This is a genomic window from Bradyrhizobium shewense (assembly GCF_900094605.1).
Classification (GTDB): Bacteria; Pseudomonadota; Alphaproteobacteria; order Rhizobiales; family Xanthobacteraceae; genus Bradyrhizobium; species Bradyrhizobium shewense.
The window spans coordinates 1-15,051 of record NZ_FMAI01000028.1 but is presented as its reverse complement, the minus strand read 5'-3'; the positions used below and the strand labels follow the sequence as shown (position 1 = coordinate 15,051).

The following is a 15,051-nucleotide window of genomic DNA, read 5'->3' as shown; positions in this document are numbered from 1 at the left end:
AGCGCAATTGCTAGCGGGGCCGTCGCCGCGGTTCTTGGCGTTATGCGAAATGCCCTATGGCCAAAGGCGCAAGCCGCCGGTTTGCGCTGGCCCTGTTGCGGCGGTGCCACGGACCGTGGCGCCGATATCGCCTCGGGCAGGTGGACAAAAGCGCAGGGGGGGATGACGTTGCGGGCAACCCGAATATCGAGGGTGAATTGGGTTCCGAAGCCATTTTCACATTTTGTTGTTGGTTCAGAACCGGGTCCTGCCTCATTGATTGATGAAAATCGATGGGAATTAAGAAGGATCGGGACATGCGAACAGAGCGGATTGCGCTGGGTGTGGCGCTCGCGGTCGGCGGCATCGTCGCGCAGGGCGCTGCATTCGCCCAGGAATATCGCGGCACCATGGAACAGCAGATGGCATGTACGCCGGACGTCTGGCGTCTGTGCAGCGACCAGATTCCGGACGTGAGCCGGATCACCGCCTGCCTGCAGCAGAATACGCCGCAGCTGTCGAGCGGCTGCCGCGCCGTGTTCCAGTCCAACAACCAGATGCCGCCGCAGCAGCAGGTCCCGCGCAACCGCGCCGCACCGCCGCGCTATAACAATGCGCCGCCGCCACCTCCGCAGCGTCCCTATGACGATTACGACGATTAGGCTCTGAAGGGCGCATGATCCGGAAAATTGCGCCGAGGACGGCGCGACGACGCGTCGTGCCGCCCCGTTCAGCGCTCCGTCTTGCTGTCCGATTCAGGTCGTTGTCCAAGCACCATCCGCAGGACGACACCGAAGAGAATGGCTGCGACGGGCCAATGGAACCAGATCTTGCTGCCAGTGAAAAGATTGATCAGAATCAGGAAGGCCGACACCGTGAGGGCCGTTGCAAGCGGGCGGGGCAGCTTTGCCAGCCACTCCGAAACGACATTCGGCGCCGAAGTCAGCTCGCGCCTGTCGTCCATCCGCGGAGCACGCGTTCGCTCTGAGGGAGTTGCGCTTTCCTCACGGGAAGCTCCCCTGTGCGGCGGCTTGGCCGCCCAGGGTCAGCCGATAGCTGGTCAGGGGCGCGATGTTCTTCAGGGGACGCTGGCCGAGACAGTCGAAGCCAACGGACAATTTGTTGTGCACCTGGTCATAGACGGAGCTCGAGATCACGACGCCGCCGGGCTCGGCTAGCTCTTGCAGCCGTGATGCGATATTGACCCCGTCGCCATAGATGTCGGAGCCGTCCACCATCACATCGCCGAGGTTAATGCCGATGCGAAACCGCATCGGGCTCGCCTGCGGCGCGTCCGCAGCCTGACTGGAGATCTCCTGCTGAATTTCGACTGCGCATTGCACGGCCTCGACGACGCTGGCGAACTCGGCGATTACGGCATCGCCCCAGGTATTCACGATGCGGCCGTCATGGCGCTCGACCAATCGCGCGATGGCGGTGCGGTAGCGCCGGAGCGTCTCCAACGTTCCGGTCTCGTCTGCTTCCATGAGACGAGAATAGCCGTACACGTCAGCGCACAGCACGGTGGTCAGTCGTCGTTTCACCTTGTCGTCGGTCATCGGCGCTATGCTAGCCTCCCTGATCGGCAAATGCATCAGGCATCGTGTCCGGTGCCGCCCTACGGCCTGACCTCGCAGACGTCGACCCATTCGGCGGCGGTCAGCTCGGCCATCCGGTCGGGCGTGATGCGCACCGCGCTGTGGGTCGAGCCTGCGGCCGGGACCACCACGTTGAAAGCCTTCAGGGAGACGTCGCAATAGATCGGGAGCGGCGACTTCAGGCCGAACGGGCAGACGCCGCCGACCTCGTGGCCGGTGATGTCGGCGACCTCCTCCAGCCCCAGCATCTTCGGCTTGCCGCCGAACTGCGCCTTGACCTTCTTGTTGTCCATGCGCGAGGTGCCGGCGGCCACGATCAGGATCACGCGTTCGCCGATGCGCAAGCTCAGCGTCTTGGCAATCATTCCGGGCTCGACGCCATAGGCTTCGGCGGCCAGCGGCACCGTCGCCGAGCTGATCGGGGATTCCATGACGGAGATGTCGGGGGCTTTCTCGGCGAAGAAGGCGCGAACGGATTCCAGGCTCATTCCGGGCAGCTCATTCCAGACTTACGGGCGGGCGGCGATGCCTAAGCAATCCCTGGCAGCTCGGAGAGCGCCCGGACACGATGATCCGGCGCAAAGCCAAGCTCGTCCATCTGGGTGCGGATCGCCTTGAACATGGTCAGCGGTGCCACGAGTTCGTTCTCGACGCAAGCCAGCGCCATCGCCTCCGGCGTCACCCGCTCGATCCAGGCGACGTTCAGTCCAAACGCTTTCGCGCCCGCCACGTCCCAGGGGTTGGAGGACACGAACAGAGTCTCGCTCGGTGCGGTGCCGAGCACTTCCCGGATCAGCATGTAGGCCTCCGGGCTCGGCTTGAAGATCTTCTTGGCATCGACGCTGATGGTGGCATCGAGCAGACGATCGAGGCCGGAGTTGCGCACCAGTGCATTCAGCATGTCCGGGCTGCCGTTGGAGAGGATGGCAAGCTTACGCGGCTTGAGGGCTGCAAGCGCGCTTGTCGCATCCGGATAGAGGTCGAGATGCAGATATTTCTCGATCACTCGCTCGAACGCCTTGCTCTCATAAGCCAGCCCGAGCACGCGCAGCGTATAGGCCAGCGAGTCGCGCGTGACCGCGGCAAAATCCTGGTAGCGCCGCATCAGCGAGCGCAGCCAGGTGTATTCGAGCTGCTTGATGCGCCAGACCTGCGTGATGATCTCGCCATAGCCCGGAAACGTGTCCTCGGTGACCTCTGCGACTGATTGAATGTCGTAGAGCGTTCCGTAGGCGTCGAAGACGACGGCTTTGGTGGGCATTGGGTGTCCTTTCGGGCCGTTGTGGTCACAGGATCCTCTGGGGATGTGCTCGTGTCGTCAACTTACCAGCGTTCAGCGGAAGTTTGCGACTTTGAGGGTAATCGGTGGCTCTCGACCCCATAGCGGACTCCATTCCTTGTGAGCGGTAGATTGAATGAACGCGGCTTCTCAGCGTGCTACAGGCGTCTCGCGGACAATCTTGCCGTTGCGGTCGGCATAAACCAGTCTGCCGCTAACGAGGTGAATGGAGGATATTGGGGCATAGGCCGACCCAGGGTCGCGCTCGGCCACGAAATCATCAACCAGACGGAACGTCCCCCCTGCCAGCTTTTCGAGAACGAAATAGCGTTCCTTCGCGACTTGCGGGATTTCCATGAATCGGACGGCAAACTCTCGTCCGGCGGCGACAACGTTTTCACCGCTTGCCATGCCGTAGCCCGGAAACTTGATATTGATGAGCTGATGCGCGGCGTCATGCCAATCCGCGAAATCCGGGCCAACCTGCGCATCTGTCATCAGCCTCTCAACGCGCGGAATCTCCGAAGCTGCAAGGTTGGCCGGATCGTTCTTGTAGTCGTCGTAATCGACGTACTTCTTTGACAGTCGGATCTTCTCGCCGCGGTAATCTATCTTATCGGTGCCGATCGCCTCAACATAGGCCCTGCGTCCGAGCGCCACGGCGCCCACCGACACCAGGAGAACACCTAAAACGACGATTAACCTTCTGAACCGTATCAAAGTGCAATTCTCCAAGCGGCCCTTTAAGCCAGTAGTTCGTAGGATGGGTTGAGCTCTTGCGAAACCCATCGCCTGACGGTCGGCGCCATGCAATCATCGGTGCGGTCTGATTGAGGGAACGAAGTCTGATGGACTTCGCAAGAGTTCAACCCAGCCTGCCGACCGCCAATTATTGAACTTCGGCATAGCGGATGATGCTCTGATTCTGAACGCTTGCGATCAATTCATCTGCGCGAGACAAAAGCCGTTGAAGCAACGGAGAGGAATTTGTCTGATTGAACCCCAGGGCTAAATCGACCGTTGGCGTTCCTCCCTCGAGCGCTCTGGCAACAACGTTGGGTGCCAGCATATTCTGCGCATAGAGGGGAACAAGACTAATTCCGCCTGTGGATGCTACGAGCGACATCGCCGACGATATATTCTCGCCTTCGTACTTTGCCTTGAGCGTGATCCCAATCTTGGATGCATAATCATCAATGGCGGCTTGCAGCACCGGAGAGGTTCTTGCCGAACTGACGTAAATTTCCCGGGCGAGATCTTGCGGCCGAATCCTTTTGCGAGAGGCCAAGCGATGGTCAGCCGGAAGCACAGCAATCAAGGGCTCCTTCGCCAGCATCTTGAAGATTAGACCCGCGCTCTCCTTCTCAGGTCGAAGGAAGGCGACATCCAACTTTCCTCGCATCAACGCGAGCGTGAGTTCCGGGGAGGATTGAGTGCAGAGCGTGACTTCGACCTCGGGTGCTTCTTCGCGGAGGATCCGCAACAGATGGGGTAGCCACATGACCTCCAATCCAACCAGGAATCCCATGGAAAGCGCGGGTCGTTGCGGTTCGGCCGTCCGCCGGGCACCATCAGTCGCCGCCTCGACTTGCAAGAGCGCTAGCCGAGCGTGATCGAGAAACACTCTTCCTGCGGCTGTCAGCGTCACGCCGCGGGCCTGGCGCTCCAATAGCTGTACGCCAACCTCGTTTTCCAGATCGCGAACCTGTCGACTCAAAGACGGCTGCGATGTGTTCAGCCGCCGCTGGGCAGCAGTCAAAAAGCTGCCTTCCTCCGCCACGGCAACGAAATAGCGCAAATGCCGAAGTTCCATTCGCCCTCGTATATCTTTGAGGCATAGCTCCGAGCGTACAAGGTCTTAGTCATCAACAGAAGGGGGATTTAGCTTCGCGCAGTTTCAAACCATTAAGGGACAAGGAAGAATGTCGACAACCTCCAAGCCTAGCATCGTGTTCTGTCACGGCCTCTGGGCCGATGGCTCCTGCTTCAGCAAGGTCATCCCCGCTTTGCAGGCCGACGGTCACGAGGTGATCGCCGTCCAATACGGGCTCAATAATTATGCGGATGACGTGGCGACCGTGAAGCGCACGCTGGGACGGGTCAGCAGCCCCTCAATCCTTGTCGGTCACTCGTATGGAGGAGCCACCATCACGGGCGCGGGGACCGACGGCCGCGTTGCTGGCCTGGTTTATATCGCTGCCGTCGTTCCGGATGTGCATGAGACCGTACAGAGCGAGCTCAACAAATACCCCACGGAGATATTCTCCCACATCGAGGTCGCGGGCGGACGGGTCTGGATCAAGCCGGAAGGCGTCAAGTACTTCGCGGGAGACCTTCCCGAGCACGAGCAGAAGCTGGTGTGGGCGACCCACTACCCGCCGGCCGCCGACCTGCTCGAGCAGCAAAATCTCGATGAAGTCGCCTGGAAGTCCAAGCCGAGCTGGTACATCCTCGCCCGAAAGGACCAGGCCGTGCATCCCGATCTTCAGCGTTTTCTGGCGAAGCGCATGAATGCGATCACCGTCGAGACCGACAGCAGCCATGTCACCATGCTCTCGCAGCCTGACGTGGTCATCGAGGTCATTCGCAAGGCTGCTGCGGCCGTTCAAGGCGGTCAGTCGAAATGAATAAATGACACTTCGCTCGCGAAGGGGACGCCGTTTAAGGCGTCTCCGTTCTGCCGATTCGGGTGATCTTGAAAGACGTCGCTGCGTCTTTCGACAGTATTTGGGGTGCAATCGCGACTCTTAAGGAGTGCCCATGTCCACCACATCGAAGCCAACAATCGTCTTTTGTCACGGTATTTGGGCTGATGGCTCGTGCTTCAGCAAGGTCATTCCTGCGTTGCAGGCGGATGGCCACGAGGTCATTGCCGTCCAATATGGTTTGGACTCCTATGAAGAAGACCTTGCGACGGTGAAGCGCACGCTCAACCGCGTTGGCAGCCCGGTCCTCCTCGTCGGCCATTCCTATGGCGGAGCGACCATCACGGGCGCCGGCACCGATGATCGCGTGGTTGGCCTCGTCTACATCGCAGCGGTTGCGCCCGATGCGGGCGAGACCGTGCAAGACCAGCTCAACAAATTCCCGTCGGACATTTTCTCACGTGTCGAGGTCGCAGACGGTCGTGCCTGGATGCTGCCGAACGGCACCGAGTTTTTCGCCGGCGACCTTTCCGAGGCTGAGCAGAAACTGGTATGGGCCACCCATTATGCGCCCGTCGCCGATCTGTTCCAGCAGCAGAAGCTTAGCGCTGGCAAGGTTGCGTGGAGATTGAAGCCGAGCTGGTACATCCTGGCTACTGATGACCACACCGTGCATCCCGACTTGCAACGCTGGGTCTCGAAGCGCATGGGCGCGACGGTCACGGAGGTGGCGAGCAGCCACGTGCCGATGCTCTCCCGGCCCGACGTTGTGATCGACGTCATTCGCAAGGCGGCAGCCGCCGTTCAAAAAGGCTGATCGAAGTCGGCGTTGGTATGGACGAAGCCGTCGTAGGGCGGCTTCACTCCTCTGTTCGCGACAGTTCGTAGGATGGGTTGAGCTCTTGCGAAACCAGCGCCCGACGGCCGAAGCCAAGCAATCGTTGGTGCGATCTGATTGAGAGAACCAAGTTTGATGGGTTTCGCAAGAGCTCAACCCATCCTACGCTGCTTGATGCGCCAGACCTGCGTGATGATCTCGCCGTATCCCGGAAACGCGTCCTCGGTAATCTCCGCGACCGACTGGATGTCATAGAGCGTCCCGTAAGCGTCGAAGACGACGGCTTTGATGCTCATTGGGTGTCCTTCCAGGCAATTGTGGGCACAAGAACTCCGCTTAGGGGAGTACGCGTTGTCGTCAGCTTACCAAAGCACAGCGGAAGTTTGCCACTGCAGGCATGATCGGTAGCTTGTGATCTAAAGGGGCATGGCATCGAAGTGTGATCAGCATCACAGAGCCAATGCTTGCCTTTCATCAGGCTCGACGTAGGCTGCGCACAATTTGATCGGGGCCTGCAATGGGCGCTCTTCGCTGGTTTTCATTGTTCTTTTTCATCTGGCTGACCTGCGGTTCGGCGCATGCCGAGCGCCGCGTGGCGCTGGTGATCGGTAACTCGGCTTATGAAAAGGTCGCGCGGCTCGGCAATCCCTCCAGCGACGCAGCACTCGTGGCGGAAACCTTGAAGGCTGCCGGCTTCGATCTTGTCGACCTGCGTCGTGACCTAAAAGTAGCTGATATGAGGCGGGCGCTGCGGGACTTTATCGAACAGTCCCGCGATGCCGAAGTTGCGGTCGTTTACTATGCAGGTCATGGCATCGAGGTTGATGGGGTCAATTATCTCATCCCGATCGATGCTGTCCTCGAACGTGACACTGACATTTATGACGAGGCAATGTCGCTGGATCGGGTGTTAGTAGCGATCGAGCCTGCGAAAAAGTTGCGGCTGGTGGTTCTTGACGCATGCCGTGACAGCCCGTTCTCGAAGGTGATGAAGCGGACCCTCGCTTCCAGGGCGATTGGGCGCGGCCTCGCAAAGGTAGAACCGTCAAGCCCCAACACCCTGATTGCCTTCGCATCAAAGGCAGGTTCAACAGCGCTGGATGGTGATGGCAAGAATAGTCCGTTCACGGCGGCGATGGTTCACCACGTTACCAAGCCTGGCCTGGATCTGCGAAAGGCTTTTGGTTACGTCCGCGACGAAGTCTTGAAGTCTACCGCCAATAGGCAAGAGCCATATCTCTACGGCTCACTTGGAGGCGATGATCTTTCGCTTGTCCCGGCAGCGGCGGCGCCGTCACCAACAGGACCGCAGGCGGATCCTCAGACGGCGATCCGAAGGGACTACGAGCTGGCGCTGCAACTCGGCACCCACGATGGCTGGGAAGCTTTTCTGTCTCAATATCCAGATGGCTTCTATGCCAACCTTGCGAGAGCGCACGCGAAAAAAATCGCCGCAGAAGAGGCGCGGGCAGCTGCCGCTGAAAAGGCGAGGCTAGCGGAGCAGGAGAGGGTTCGACTTGCCGCAGAAGGTGCAAGACAGTTCGAGATAGAAAAAGCAGCTGCGGCTGCCAAGGCTGCTGAAGAGGCCCGCATCGCTGCCGAGAAGGTCAAGCAGATCGAGCATGACAAGGCTGCTGCCGCTGAAAGAGCTCGTCTGACAGCCCAGGAGAACGCGGCACGGGAACTCGCAATTCGAGAGAAGGCCTCGCGAGAAAAGAACCAGCAAGTCGCTGCTCTACCACCTCCCGTCGAGACGGAGCAGATCAGCGCCGATACAGCTCGCGCGCTGCAAGCCGAGCTACGTCGCGTGGGATGCAATGTGGGCGTTGTAGACGGCGTTTGGGGTGAGCCCTCGCAGAAAGCCCTCGACCTCTTCAACAAGCACGCGGGCATGAAACTGAATGTGAGCGTCGCCACTACCGACGCGCTCGACGCTGTCAAAAACAAGGGCGGGCGAATATGTCCGCTGATTTGCGAGAACGGCTACCGCGCAGAGGGGGACCGCTGCACGAAAATCAGCTGCCGCAAGGGCCACGTCCTGAACGACGAGAATGAGTGCGAGAAGAAGGGAGCATCGCCTGAAGCAAAGAAAAAGCCAGAGATGCAGCACCGCGAAGTAAGACCCTCTTCGTCCTCCGCCGTCACGCGCGCTGATGCGGCTCTATCTAACGGCACCTATCAGAAATGCATGGGCCCCATCACGGGATGTTATGCAAGGGCTGTTCAGCAGATGGACCCGCAGAGAGCCAAAATCTGGTGCAGTCGGCAGCCGACGTGCTGAATCACCAAGGCGGAGAAAAATGAAAGTTGCTTGTGGTTGGGCTGTTGTCGGCGCAGTCGCGTTTTGAACTTGCATCAGCTCAAATGGATGGAGACGTTCCACGGTCGAGGCGCAAGGCGTATGCTCTCAATAATCGATTTGCTTTCTTTCCGAGCCAATTCTTAGGTAAACTCTGACTTTACGCTGAATCGAGGGGGCGGTTGATGTCGAGGATTTTTCCAGTTCTTTTGATTGTGATGTGTTCGCTGGTGTTTGCGGTCGAAGCGAGGGCTCAGGTGCACAGTCCATCAGCCAAGATGAGCTCTGACAACGGACAATGTCCCACCGGAAGTTGCGCCATGGACGGTTCGGCTTTTGCAAAACACCGCAAATATTGTTCGCCAGCCAACTGTCTAAACAACCGTTTTAATAGGAAGCAGACGCAGAGGTAGAGTTTGCATGGTGTTCGATGCAACCATTCAAGCTAGACGGTCGGCTGACGTCCTCGCCGCGTCCAGGTCGCTCGCTCGGCGAAGACCTGGCTGACTTCTGCCATGTGCTCGGTGCCCCACGTGCAGAGCGGCACGAGAGCCTGGGCTAGGCTGTGACCCAACGGGGTGAGGCTGTAGTCGACCCGCGGCGGCACTTCCTTGTAGTCGGTCCGCTTCACGAGCCCGTCGGCCTCCAGCTCCTTCAACTGCTGGATCAGCACCTTGTCGCTGACGTCGCGGATGGCGCGCCGGAGCTCGCCGTAGCGGGTCGGGCCGTCCTGGGCGACGAAGTACAGGATCAGCGGCTTCCACTTGCCGGAGACGACGCGCAGGGTTGCATCTAACCCGCAGGTGAAGCCGGGCAAAGTCGGCGTGCAGCTCTGGACCGGTGTTGGAGCCTGTGCAGGCGGGAAAGTCGTGTCTGACATTTTTTGGGCACTTACCAAAAGGTGCATACTTGTCGATAGGTGGGTACGCCGCCAGCTCAGTGCAACCTCAGTGAAGGAGCACATCATGAGCAGACTACAAGGCAAGACGGCAGTGGTGACCGGCGGCGGTACCGGCATCGGATTTGGAGCGGCGAAACGGTTCATCGACGAAGGCGCGTTCGTCTACATCTTCGGCCGGCGGCAGGAGCAGCTCGACGCCGCCGTGGCGAAGCTCGGATCCTCGGCGCGAGCCGTCAGGGGCTCGGTGACGGATCTGGCCGATCTCGACCGGCTCTATGAGACGGTGAAGAAAGAACGAGGCGGGCTCGACATTCTCTTCGCCAATGCCGGCACCGGGTTGTTCGCCCCGCTCGGCGAGATCACGGTCGAGCATTACGATCATATCTTCGACGTCAATGTGAAGGGGCTGGTCTTCACGGTACAGAAAGCCCTGCCGCTGATGACGAAGGGATCGTCGATCATCCTGACCGGGTCGAGCACGGGCGTGATGGGGACGCCGCAGTTCAGCATCTACAGCGCGACCAAGGCCGCGATCCGCAATCTGGCGCGGAGCTGGGCGCTGGACCTGCGCGGCACCGGCATCCGCGTCAATGTGCTGTCGCCCGGGCCGACCAAGACGGAGCTGGCACTGGAGATCGTCGGCGAGGAAGCGTTCGATGCGCTCGGAAGTGCCACGCCCATCGGGCGCGTCGGCGATCCCTCCGAGACAGGCGCGGTGGCTGCCTTCCTGGCATCCTCGGACAGCAGCTTCATGACGGGCGGCGAGGTCTTCGTCGATGGCGGCCTGGCGCAGGTCTGACGTTTCGAGCATGAGGGCTTCGGTCACCCGAAGCCCTCGATGCGCGGCGCTGAGAAGCGCTTCAGATCCCCAGCAGTTTTCGGGCGTTCGCCTTCAGCACCTTCGGCCGGATCTCGTCGCGGATCTCGATCTTGGCGAAGTCCGACAGCCAGCGGTCCGGTGTGATCACCGGCCAGTCCGAGCCGAACAGCATCTTGTCCTGCAGGATCGAGTTGATGTAGCGCACCAGGATCGGCGGGAAGTACTTCGGCGACCAGCCGGAGAGGTCGATGTAAACGTTCGGCTTGTGGGTCGCGACCGACAGCGCCTCTTCCTGCCAGGGGAAGGAGGGGTGGGCGAGGATGATCTTGAGGTCGGGGAAATCAGCCGCGACGTCGTCCATGTACATCGGGTTGGAATATTTCAGCCGCATCCCCATGCCGCCGGGCATGCCCGAGCCGACGCCGGTCTGGCCAGTGTGGAAGAGCGCGACCGCGCCGCCATTGTTGATCTCTTCGTAGAGCGGATAGGCCATGCGGTCATTGGCGTAGAAGCCCTGCATGGTCGGGTGGAATTTGAAGCCGCGCACGCCGTATTCCTCGATCAGCTTGCGCGCTTCGCGTGCGCCGAGCTTGCCCTTGTGCGGGTCGATCGAGGCGAAGGGAATGAGGACGTCGAGATGGTCGGAGGCGGCCTCGATCATCTCGTAATTGTTGTAGCGGCGGAAGCCGGTCTCGCGCTCGGCGTCGACCGGGAAGATCACAGCGGCGATGTTCTTGGAGCGGTAGTAGGCCGCGGTCTCCGGCACCGTCGGCGGATGCTTGTTCGGCGACTTGAAATACTCCGCCATCTGCGCCTGGAAATCGTCATAGCCATCGTCAGGGTGGCAGCCGCAGGGCTCCTCGGCGTGGGTGTGGATGTCGATGGCGACGACATCGTCGATATTGGGCAGCTTCAGCTTCGGCATGGGTTTCCTCCCGACGGGTTGCCGAATTGATTATATGATATAACGAATTTGGCAAGGTGTCGTCGAAAGGTCTGATTCCCCCAGCGATAAATCGGGCCGATCCGGCCGCTTTGACGGTGCATGGGGTTGTTTTCGCGAATTTGCCGGTTCGGAACGGGCCAGTTAACATTGACATGACCTCCCGCCATGCCTTAAGAACCGCCCCGTCCCGGGCGGTCGTCCGCCGGCGGGAAAAATCTCATTTTGCCACATTCGCGCGTGCCGAAACGGTAGTGCCGAACACGGCCTTTCGAACGTTCAGGATTCCGCCATGAAGGTCCGTAACTCGCTGAAATCGCTGCGCGGTCGCCATCGCGCCAACCGCCTGGTCCGCCGCAAGGGCCGGGTCTATGTGATCAACAAGGTGCAGCGCCGCTTCAAGGCTCGTCAGGGCTGATATTGCCCTGCCGGACGCCCGCGCGCGCCCCGCAAGACCACGGTCTCACACGAGTTTGACGCCGCCTTTGCTTTGCAAGGGCGGCTTTGCGCGTTTAGACTTTGACCATGGCAGTGAGATTCCTCTTCGCGCGCACCTTGTGTCTGGCCCTTGTGCTGGGAACCTCCGGCCTTGCTCCGGCCCTGGCACAGCAGGTTGAGCCGCCCGGCAAGCAGAAGAAGCTCCCGGAGGCGCCGGCCAAGCTGCCCAAGGTCGATCGCACCAAGAATCTCGAATTCCTGTTCGGCGCGTTGAAGGCGGCGCCCGACGAGGCCAGCGCCAAGCATGTCGAGGCGCGGATCTGGGCGATCTGGCTGCAGACCCCGAGCGACACGGCGTCCTTGCTGATGTCGCGGGCGAAGACCGCAGTCGATGCGAAGAAGATCGATGTCGCGATCAAGCTCTTGGATTCGGTCATCAAGCTCAGGCCCGACTACATCGAGGCCTGGAACCGCCGCGCCACGCTCCATTACATGCAGAACGACTATGGTCGTTCGCTCGCCGATATCCAGCAGGTGCTGATCCGGGAGCCGCGCCATTTCGGCGCGCTCGCAGGCCTCGGCATGATCATGCAGGAGGTCGGCGACGAGAAGCGCGCGCTCGAGGCCTATCGCAAGGCGCTCGCCGTCAATCCGCATCTCGAAAAGATTCCCGACCAGGTCAAGGCGTTGACCGAGAAGGTCGAGGGACGGGATATCTAGCGCACGATCCGGACGCGGATAGTTTGATCATCTTCCGAGTGATGGCCGCCTGCGCCGATTAACCACGATCGGAAGCGCGGCATCGTGAGGACTATTGCCGGCGCCGCCGCAGGCCTACCTGCATGGCAGGAGCAAAAGCCATGAAGCGTTTGATCTTTGCGGGTAGCTTGCTGCTTGCGTCGGGGACGGTGAGCTTCGCCGACGGACTGTTCTGGGTGGTCGGCAATCGCGCCACCGGAAAGTGCAACATCGTGACCAGCAATCCCGTGATCATCGGCGATATCTGGTTCGGCGACGGTCCCTACAAGTCGAGGGCCGATGCCAAGCTTGCCCGTTCGACGATCCGCGCCTGTCCCGCACTTACGCCGGACGAGGAAAAGGACGAGGACGGAGCGAACTAGTCTGCGTGCCAAGCATGATCCGGACCCGAAGGGCCACGTTGGCGAAAAGTGTGCAGCGGTTTTCCGACAAGATCATGCTCGATAGAGAGCCTAAAGTGCGGTCCACCGCACTTTAGTGCAGGGCGTTGCCGCCGCGCTCGACCAGGCCGTGATCGGCGGCTGCGGCGTAAGCCTTTGCAAGCTCCGATTCCAGATGCTCGTTGATCAGCAGCAGCGCCCGCACGGCACCGCGCAGGTCGCCGTTGCAGCTCGCCACGATCTCGTCGATCGCAGTGTCGTTCGATCTGAAGCTCATCGAAAATCCTCCGGTTCAAATCAGGACAAATCCTGCCGGTCTTTCCCGCATCCCCTGAGGTTGCCCTGGGCCTGCGAGGAGGATCGGCGCCCACCCGCGCCTAGATGGCGGAACCGACCATGGCGATTATATGGAGGCCGCGATGACGGCCCCATGAAGCTGTTCCGAGGCTTGCGTGTCCTCCTGGAATATTGTTGATTCTATTGAGTTTTCACGTTCTTCAATTATGCACATATCCACAGCCCCGGCAGTTTCGGCGCAAATCCGGAAAGCCGGCGAAGCGAAACTGCCACCCGTAACGCCCGTAACTGCCCTGTGCCCAGGATCACCCGGATTCTCTCCATGATCGTGATGTTAGTCGTGACGGCGCTGGTTCTGCTGGCGCTGGTCACGCAGGCTGGAATCGTCGCCGTGCAGCGCGCCTTTCCGCCGCAGGGCGGGATGGTCGAGGTCGACGGCGCAACGCTTCACGTCGTCGATATCGGTCCGCGCGATGCAGGCCTGCCGATCGTGATGCTGCACGGCGCCAGCTCCAATCTCGAAGCGATGCGGCGCCCGCTCGGCGACCTGCTCGCCAAAGACCATCGCGTCATCCTGGTCGACCGTCCCGGCCATGGCTGGAGCACGCGCGCACGGCGCCAGGATTCCACGCCGCAGATCCAGGCGCGGATGATCGACGAGGCGCTTGGCAAGCTCGGGGTCGAGCGTGCTGTCTTCGTCGTCCATTCCTGGAGCGGCGCGCTCGGCGCGCGGATTGCGCTCGATCATCCCGGCCGCGTCGCCGGCCTGGTCATGCTCGCTCCCGTCACCCATCCCTGGCGCGGCGGTGTCGGCCGTTACAATGAGTTCATCGCAACGCCGGTGATCGGTCCGCTGCTCGCCTACACGATCACCCTGCCGCTCGGCTACTTTCTGGCCGAGCCCGGCGCGCGCAACGTGTTCCTGCCGCAGATGATGCCGGATGGATTCGTGCAGGATTCCGCGACGCCGCTGCTGCTGCGCCCGCGCGAGTTCATCGCCAATGCCTATGATCTGGTGACGTTGAAGGAGGCGGTGACTGCGCAAGCCGCGCGCTATGGCGAGATCTCGGCGCCGGTCACGATCATCGCCGGAGAGCCCGACAAGACGGTGAAGACCAACATCCACGCGCGCCCGTTCGCAGCCATGGTGCCGAATGCGAAGCTGATCGTGCTGCCCGAGCTCGGCCACATGGTGCAGAATGCCGTGCCGGAGCTCGTGAAGGTGGAAATCGAGACGATGATCGGGAAAATCGCCCCGGCGCAGGCGGCTGCCGATTAGAGCGAAGCTCCCGTAGCCCGGATGGAGCGAAGCGCTATCCGGGGCGGCTCGCCCGCATCTCGCACTGTCCCGGATTACGCTGGCGCTCCATCCGGGCTACGGGACCGGGTCTGTGTCGCGCTCTGTCAATCCGCTTCGCCAAAAATATTCCACTTTGCCGAAATTCGGTTTTGTCGTATGTGTCGTCCATCCCGGCTCACCAAGAGGGGCGATCATGTGTCGTCACGCATCGCGAGCCGGGCTTGCGGTGGACGCGGCAGCGTCGGCACGAGAGGCGCGGGCAGGGCGGGTAGTCCCTGTGAGCCCGAGGCTTCGTGCGGACGACGGCGCTGCTAGGCTTCGTCTCGTCTGTAAGTTTCCGGCTTCGTCGACGGGGTCCGGGAAAACTGCGGCGAAATGGCGGGCCGTGCGTACGGCAAAACCGTGTGGTCCTGGCCGTCGTTGCTACGGTCAAGTCCTTGCGAAGGTGCGAGCGAGCCCAACCGGGCAGACTGCATCATCCAAATTCGCGGGGCGAGGGAGGCCAGAAGGAATGGTCGGCTCCCGGGAGATCACGGCATAAGCCGTCCAGCCATCGCGCAGGGAAGGCCGAGTGA

16 protein-coding genes and 2 pseudogenes are annotated in these 15,051 nt (G+C 60.9%); 9 read left to right on the top strand and 9 right to left on the bottom strand.

The window, feature by feature from the left end; translation table 11 throughout:
- Positions 1-296: 296 nt before the first annotated feature.
- Positions 297-641: a hypothetical protein gene (locus GA0061098_RS35170; protein ID WP_091965988.1), complete on the top strand. Its 345-nt coding sequence runs from the start codon at positions 297-299 to the stop codon at positions 639-641.
- A gap of 68 nt (positions 642-709) precedes the next feature.
- Here the strand turns inward: GA0061098_RS35170 and GA0061098_RS35165 are convergent.
- The 5 genes and pseudogenes from GA0061098_RS35165 to GA0061098_RS35145 all read right to left on the bottom strand — a co-directional run bounded on the left by GA0061098_RS35165 (position 710) and on the right by GA0061098_RS35145 (position 4,669).
- Positions 710-1,538: pseudogene (locus tag GA0061098_RS35165) on the bottom strand (adenylate/guanylate cyclase domain-containing protein).
- A 59-nt stretch (positions 1,539-1,597) separates the two neighbouring features.
- Positions 1,598-2,065, bottom strand: a complete 468-nt coding sequence (locus GA0061098_RS35160) for a YbaK/EbsC family protein (RefSeq protein ID WP_091965987.1) — start codon at positions 2,063-2,065, stop codon at positions 1,598-1,600.
- Between the two features lie 41 nt (positions 2,066-2,106).
- Positions 2,107-2,838, bottom strand: a complete 732-nt coding sequence (locus GA0061098_RS35155) for a haloacid dehalogenase type II (protein WP_091965986.1) — start codon at positions 2,836-2,838, stop codon at positions 2,107-2,109.
- A 168-nt stretch (positions 2,839-3,006) separates the two neighbouring features.
- The gene (locus tag GA0061098_RS35150) at positions 3,007-3,531 is read right to left on the bottom strand and encodes a hypothetical protein (RefSeq protein ID WP_091965985.1); all 525 of its coding nucleotides are present in this window, start codon (positions 3,529-3,531) and stop codon (positions 3,007-3,009) included.
- A 214-nt stretch (positions 3,532-3,745) separates the two neighbouring features.
- Entirely contained in the window at positions 3,746-4,669 is a 924-nt protein-coding gene (locus GA0061098_RS35145) for a LysR family transcriptional regulator (RefSeq protein ID WP_091965984.1), read from the bottom strand.
- Positions 4,670-4,778: 109 nt separating this feature from the next.
- Here GA0061098_RS35145 and GA0061098_RS35140 point away from each other — a divergent pair, with 109 nt between their 5' ends.
- Both GA0061098_RS35140 and GA0061098_RS35135 read left to right on the top strand, forming a co-directional pair.
- Positions 4,779-5,483, top strand: coding sequence for an alpha/beta fold hydrolase (locus GA0061098_RS35140; protein ID WP_091965983.1), 705 nt, complete (start codon positions 4,779-4,781; stop codon positions 5,481-5,483).
- A gap of 133 nt (positions 5,484-5,616) precedes the next feature.
- Positions 5,617-6,318 (top strand): alpha/beta fold hydrolase, encoded by a 702-nt coding sequence (locus GA0061098_RS35135; protein ID WP_091965982.1) that lies wholly within the window; start codon positions 5,617-5,619, stop codon positions 6,316-6,318.
- A gap of 188 nt (positions 6,319-6,506) precedes the next feature.
- On the opposite strand, the pseudogene GA0061098_RS44220 reads toward GA0061098_RS35135, so the two are convergent.
- Positions 6,507-6,635 (bottom strand): annotated as a pseudogene (locus GA0061098_RS44220) (haloacid dehalogenase type II); the annotation flags it as partial.
- Positions 6,636-6,856: 221 nt separating this feature from the next.
- Between GA0061098_RS44220 and GA0061098_RS35130 the strand changes: the two are divergent.
- Positions 6,857-8,620: a caspase family protein gene (locus GA0061098_RS35130; protein ID WP_091965981.1), complete on the top strand. Its 1,764-nt coding sequence runs from the start codon at positions 6,857-6,859 to the stop codon at positions 8,618-8,620.
- A gap of 463 nt (positions 8,621-9,083) precedes the next feature.
- Here the strand turns inward: GA0061098_RS35130 and GA0061098_RS35125 are convergent, their stop codons facing one another.
- On the bottom strand, positions 9,084-9,455 hold the full coding sequence (locus GA0061098_RS35125; RefSeq protein WP_201759906.1) for a winged helix-turn-helix transcriptional regulator: 372 nt from the start codon (positions 9,453-9,455) through the stop codon (positions 9,084-9,086).
- A 148-nt stretch (positions 9,456-9,603) separates the two neighbouring features.
- On the opposite strand from GA0061098_RS35125, the gene GA0061098_RS35120 reads away from it, so the two are divergent.
- The gene (locus tag GA0061098_RS35120) at positions 9,604-10,338 is read left to right on the top strand and encodes an SDR family NAD(P)-dependent oxidoreductase (RefSeq protein WP_165637802.1); all 735 of its coding nucleotides are present in this window, start codon (positions 9,604-9,606) and stop codon (positions 10,336-10,338) included.
- Positions 10,339-10,399: 61 nt separating this feature from the next.
- Here the strand turns inward: GA0061098_RS35120 and GA0061098_RS35115 are convergent, their stop codons facing one another.
- Positions 10,400-11,284, bottom strand: coding sequence for an amidohydrolase family protein (locus GA0061098_RS35115; protein ID WP_091965978.1), 885 nt, complete (start codon positions 11,282-11,284; stop codon positions 10,400-10,402).
- 310 nt (positions 11,285-11,594) lie between these two features.
- Here GA0061098_RS35115 and ykgO point away from each other — a divergent pair, with 310 nt between their 5' ends.
- The 3 genes from ykgO (at position 11,595) to GA0061098_RS35100 (ending at position 12,861) form a co-directional block, all read left to right on the top strand.
- A complete protein-coding gene (gene ykgO / locus GA0061098_RS35110; RefSeq protein WP_006611362.1) occupies positions 11,595-11,720 on the top strand; it encodes a type B 50S ribosomal protein L36 in 126 nt (41 codons plus the stop codon).
- A 107-nt stretch (positions 11,721-11,827) separates the two neighbouring features.
- The gene (locus GA0061098_RS35105; RefSeq protein WP_091965977.1) at positions 11,828-12,460 is read left to right on the top strand and encodes a tetratricopeptide repeat protein; all 633 of its coding nucleotides are present in this window, start codon (positions 11,828-11,830) and stop codon (positions 12,458-12,460) included.
- Between the two features lie 140 nt (positions 12,461-12,600).
- Entirely contained in the window at positions 12,601-12,861 is a 261-nt protein-coding gene (locus GA0061098_RS35100) for a hypothetical protein (RefSeq protein ID WP_028140081.1), read from the top strand.
- A gap of 112 nt (positions 12,862-12,973) precedes the next feature.
- On the opposite strand, the gene GA0061098_RS35095 is transcribed toward GA0061098_RS35100, so the two are convergent.
- The gene (locus GA0061098_RS35095) at positions 12,974-13,156 is read right to left on the bottom strand and encodes a hypothetical protein (protein ID WP_038947516.1); all 183 of its coding nucleotides are present in this window, start codon (positions 13,154-13,156) and stop codon (positions 12,974-12,976) included.
- A gap of 342 nt (positions 13,157-13,498) precedes the next feature.
- On the opposite strand from GA0061098_RS35095, the gene GA0061098_RS35090 reads away from it, so the two are divergent.
- The gene (locus GA0061098_RS35090; RefSeq protein WP_165637801.1) at positions 13,499-14,455 is read left to right on the top strand and encodes an alpha/beta fold hydrolase; all 957 of its coding nucleotides are present in this window, start codon (positions 13,499-13,501) and stop codon (positions 14,453-14,455) included.
- Positions 14,456-15,051 lie beyond the last annotated feature (596 nt).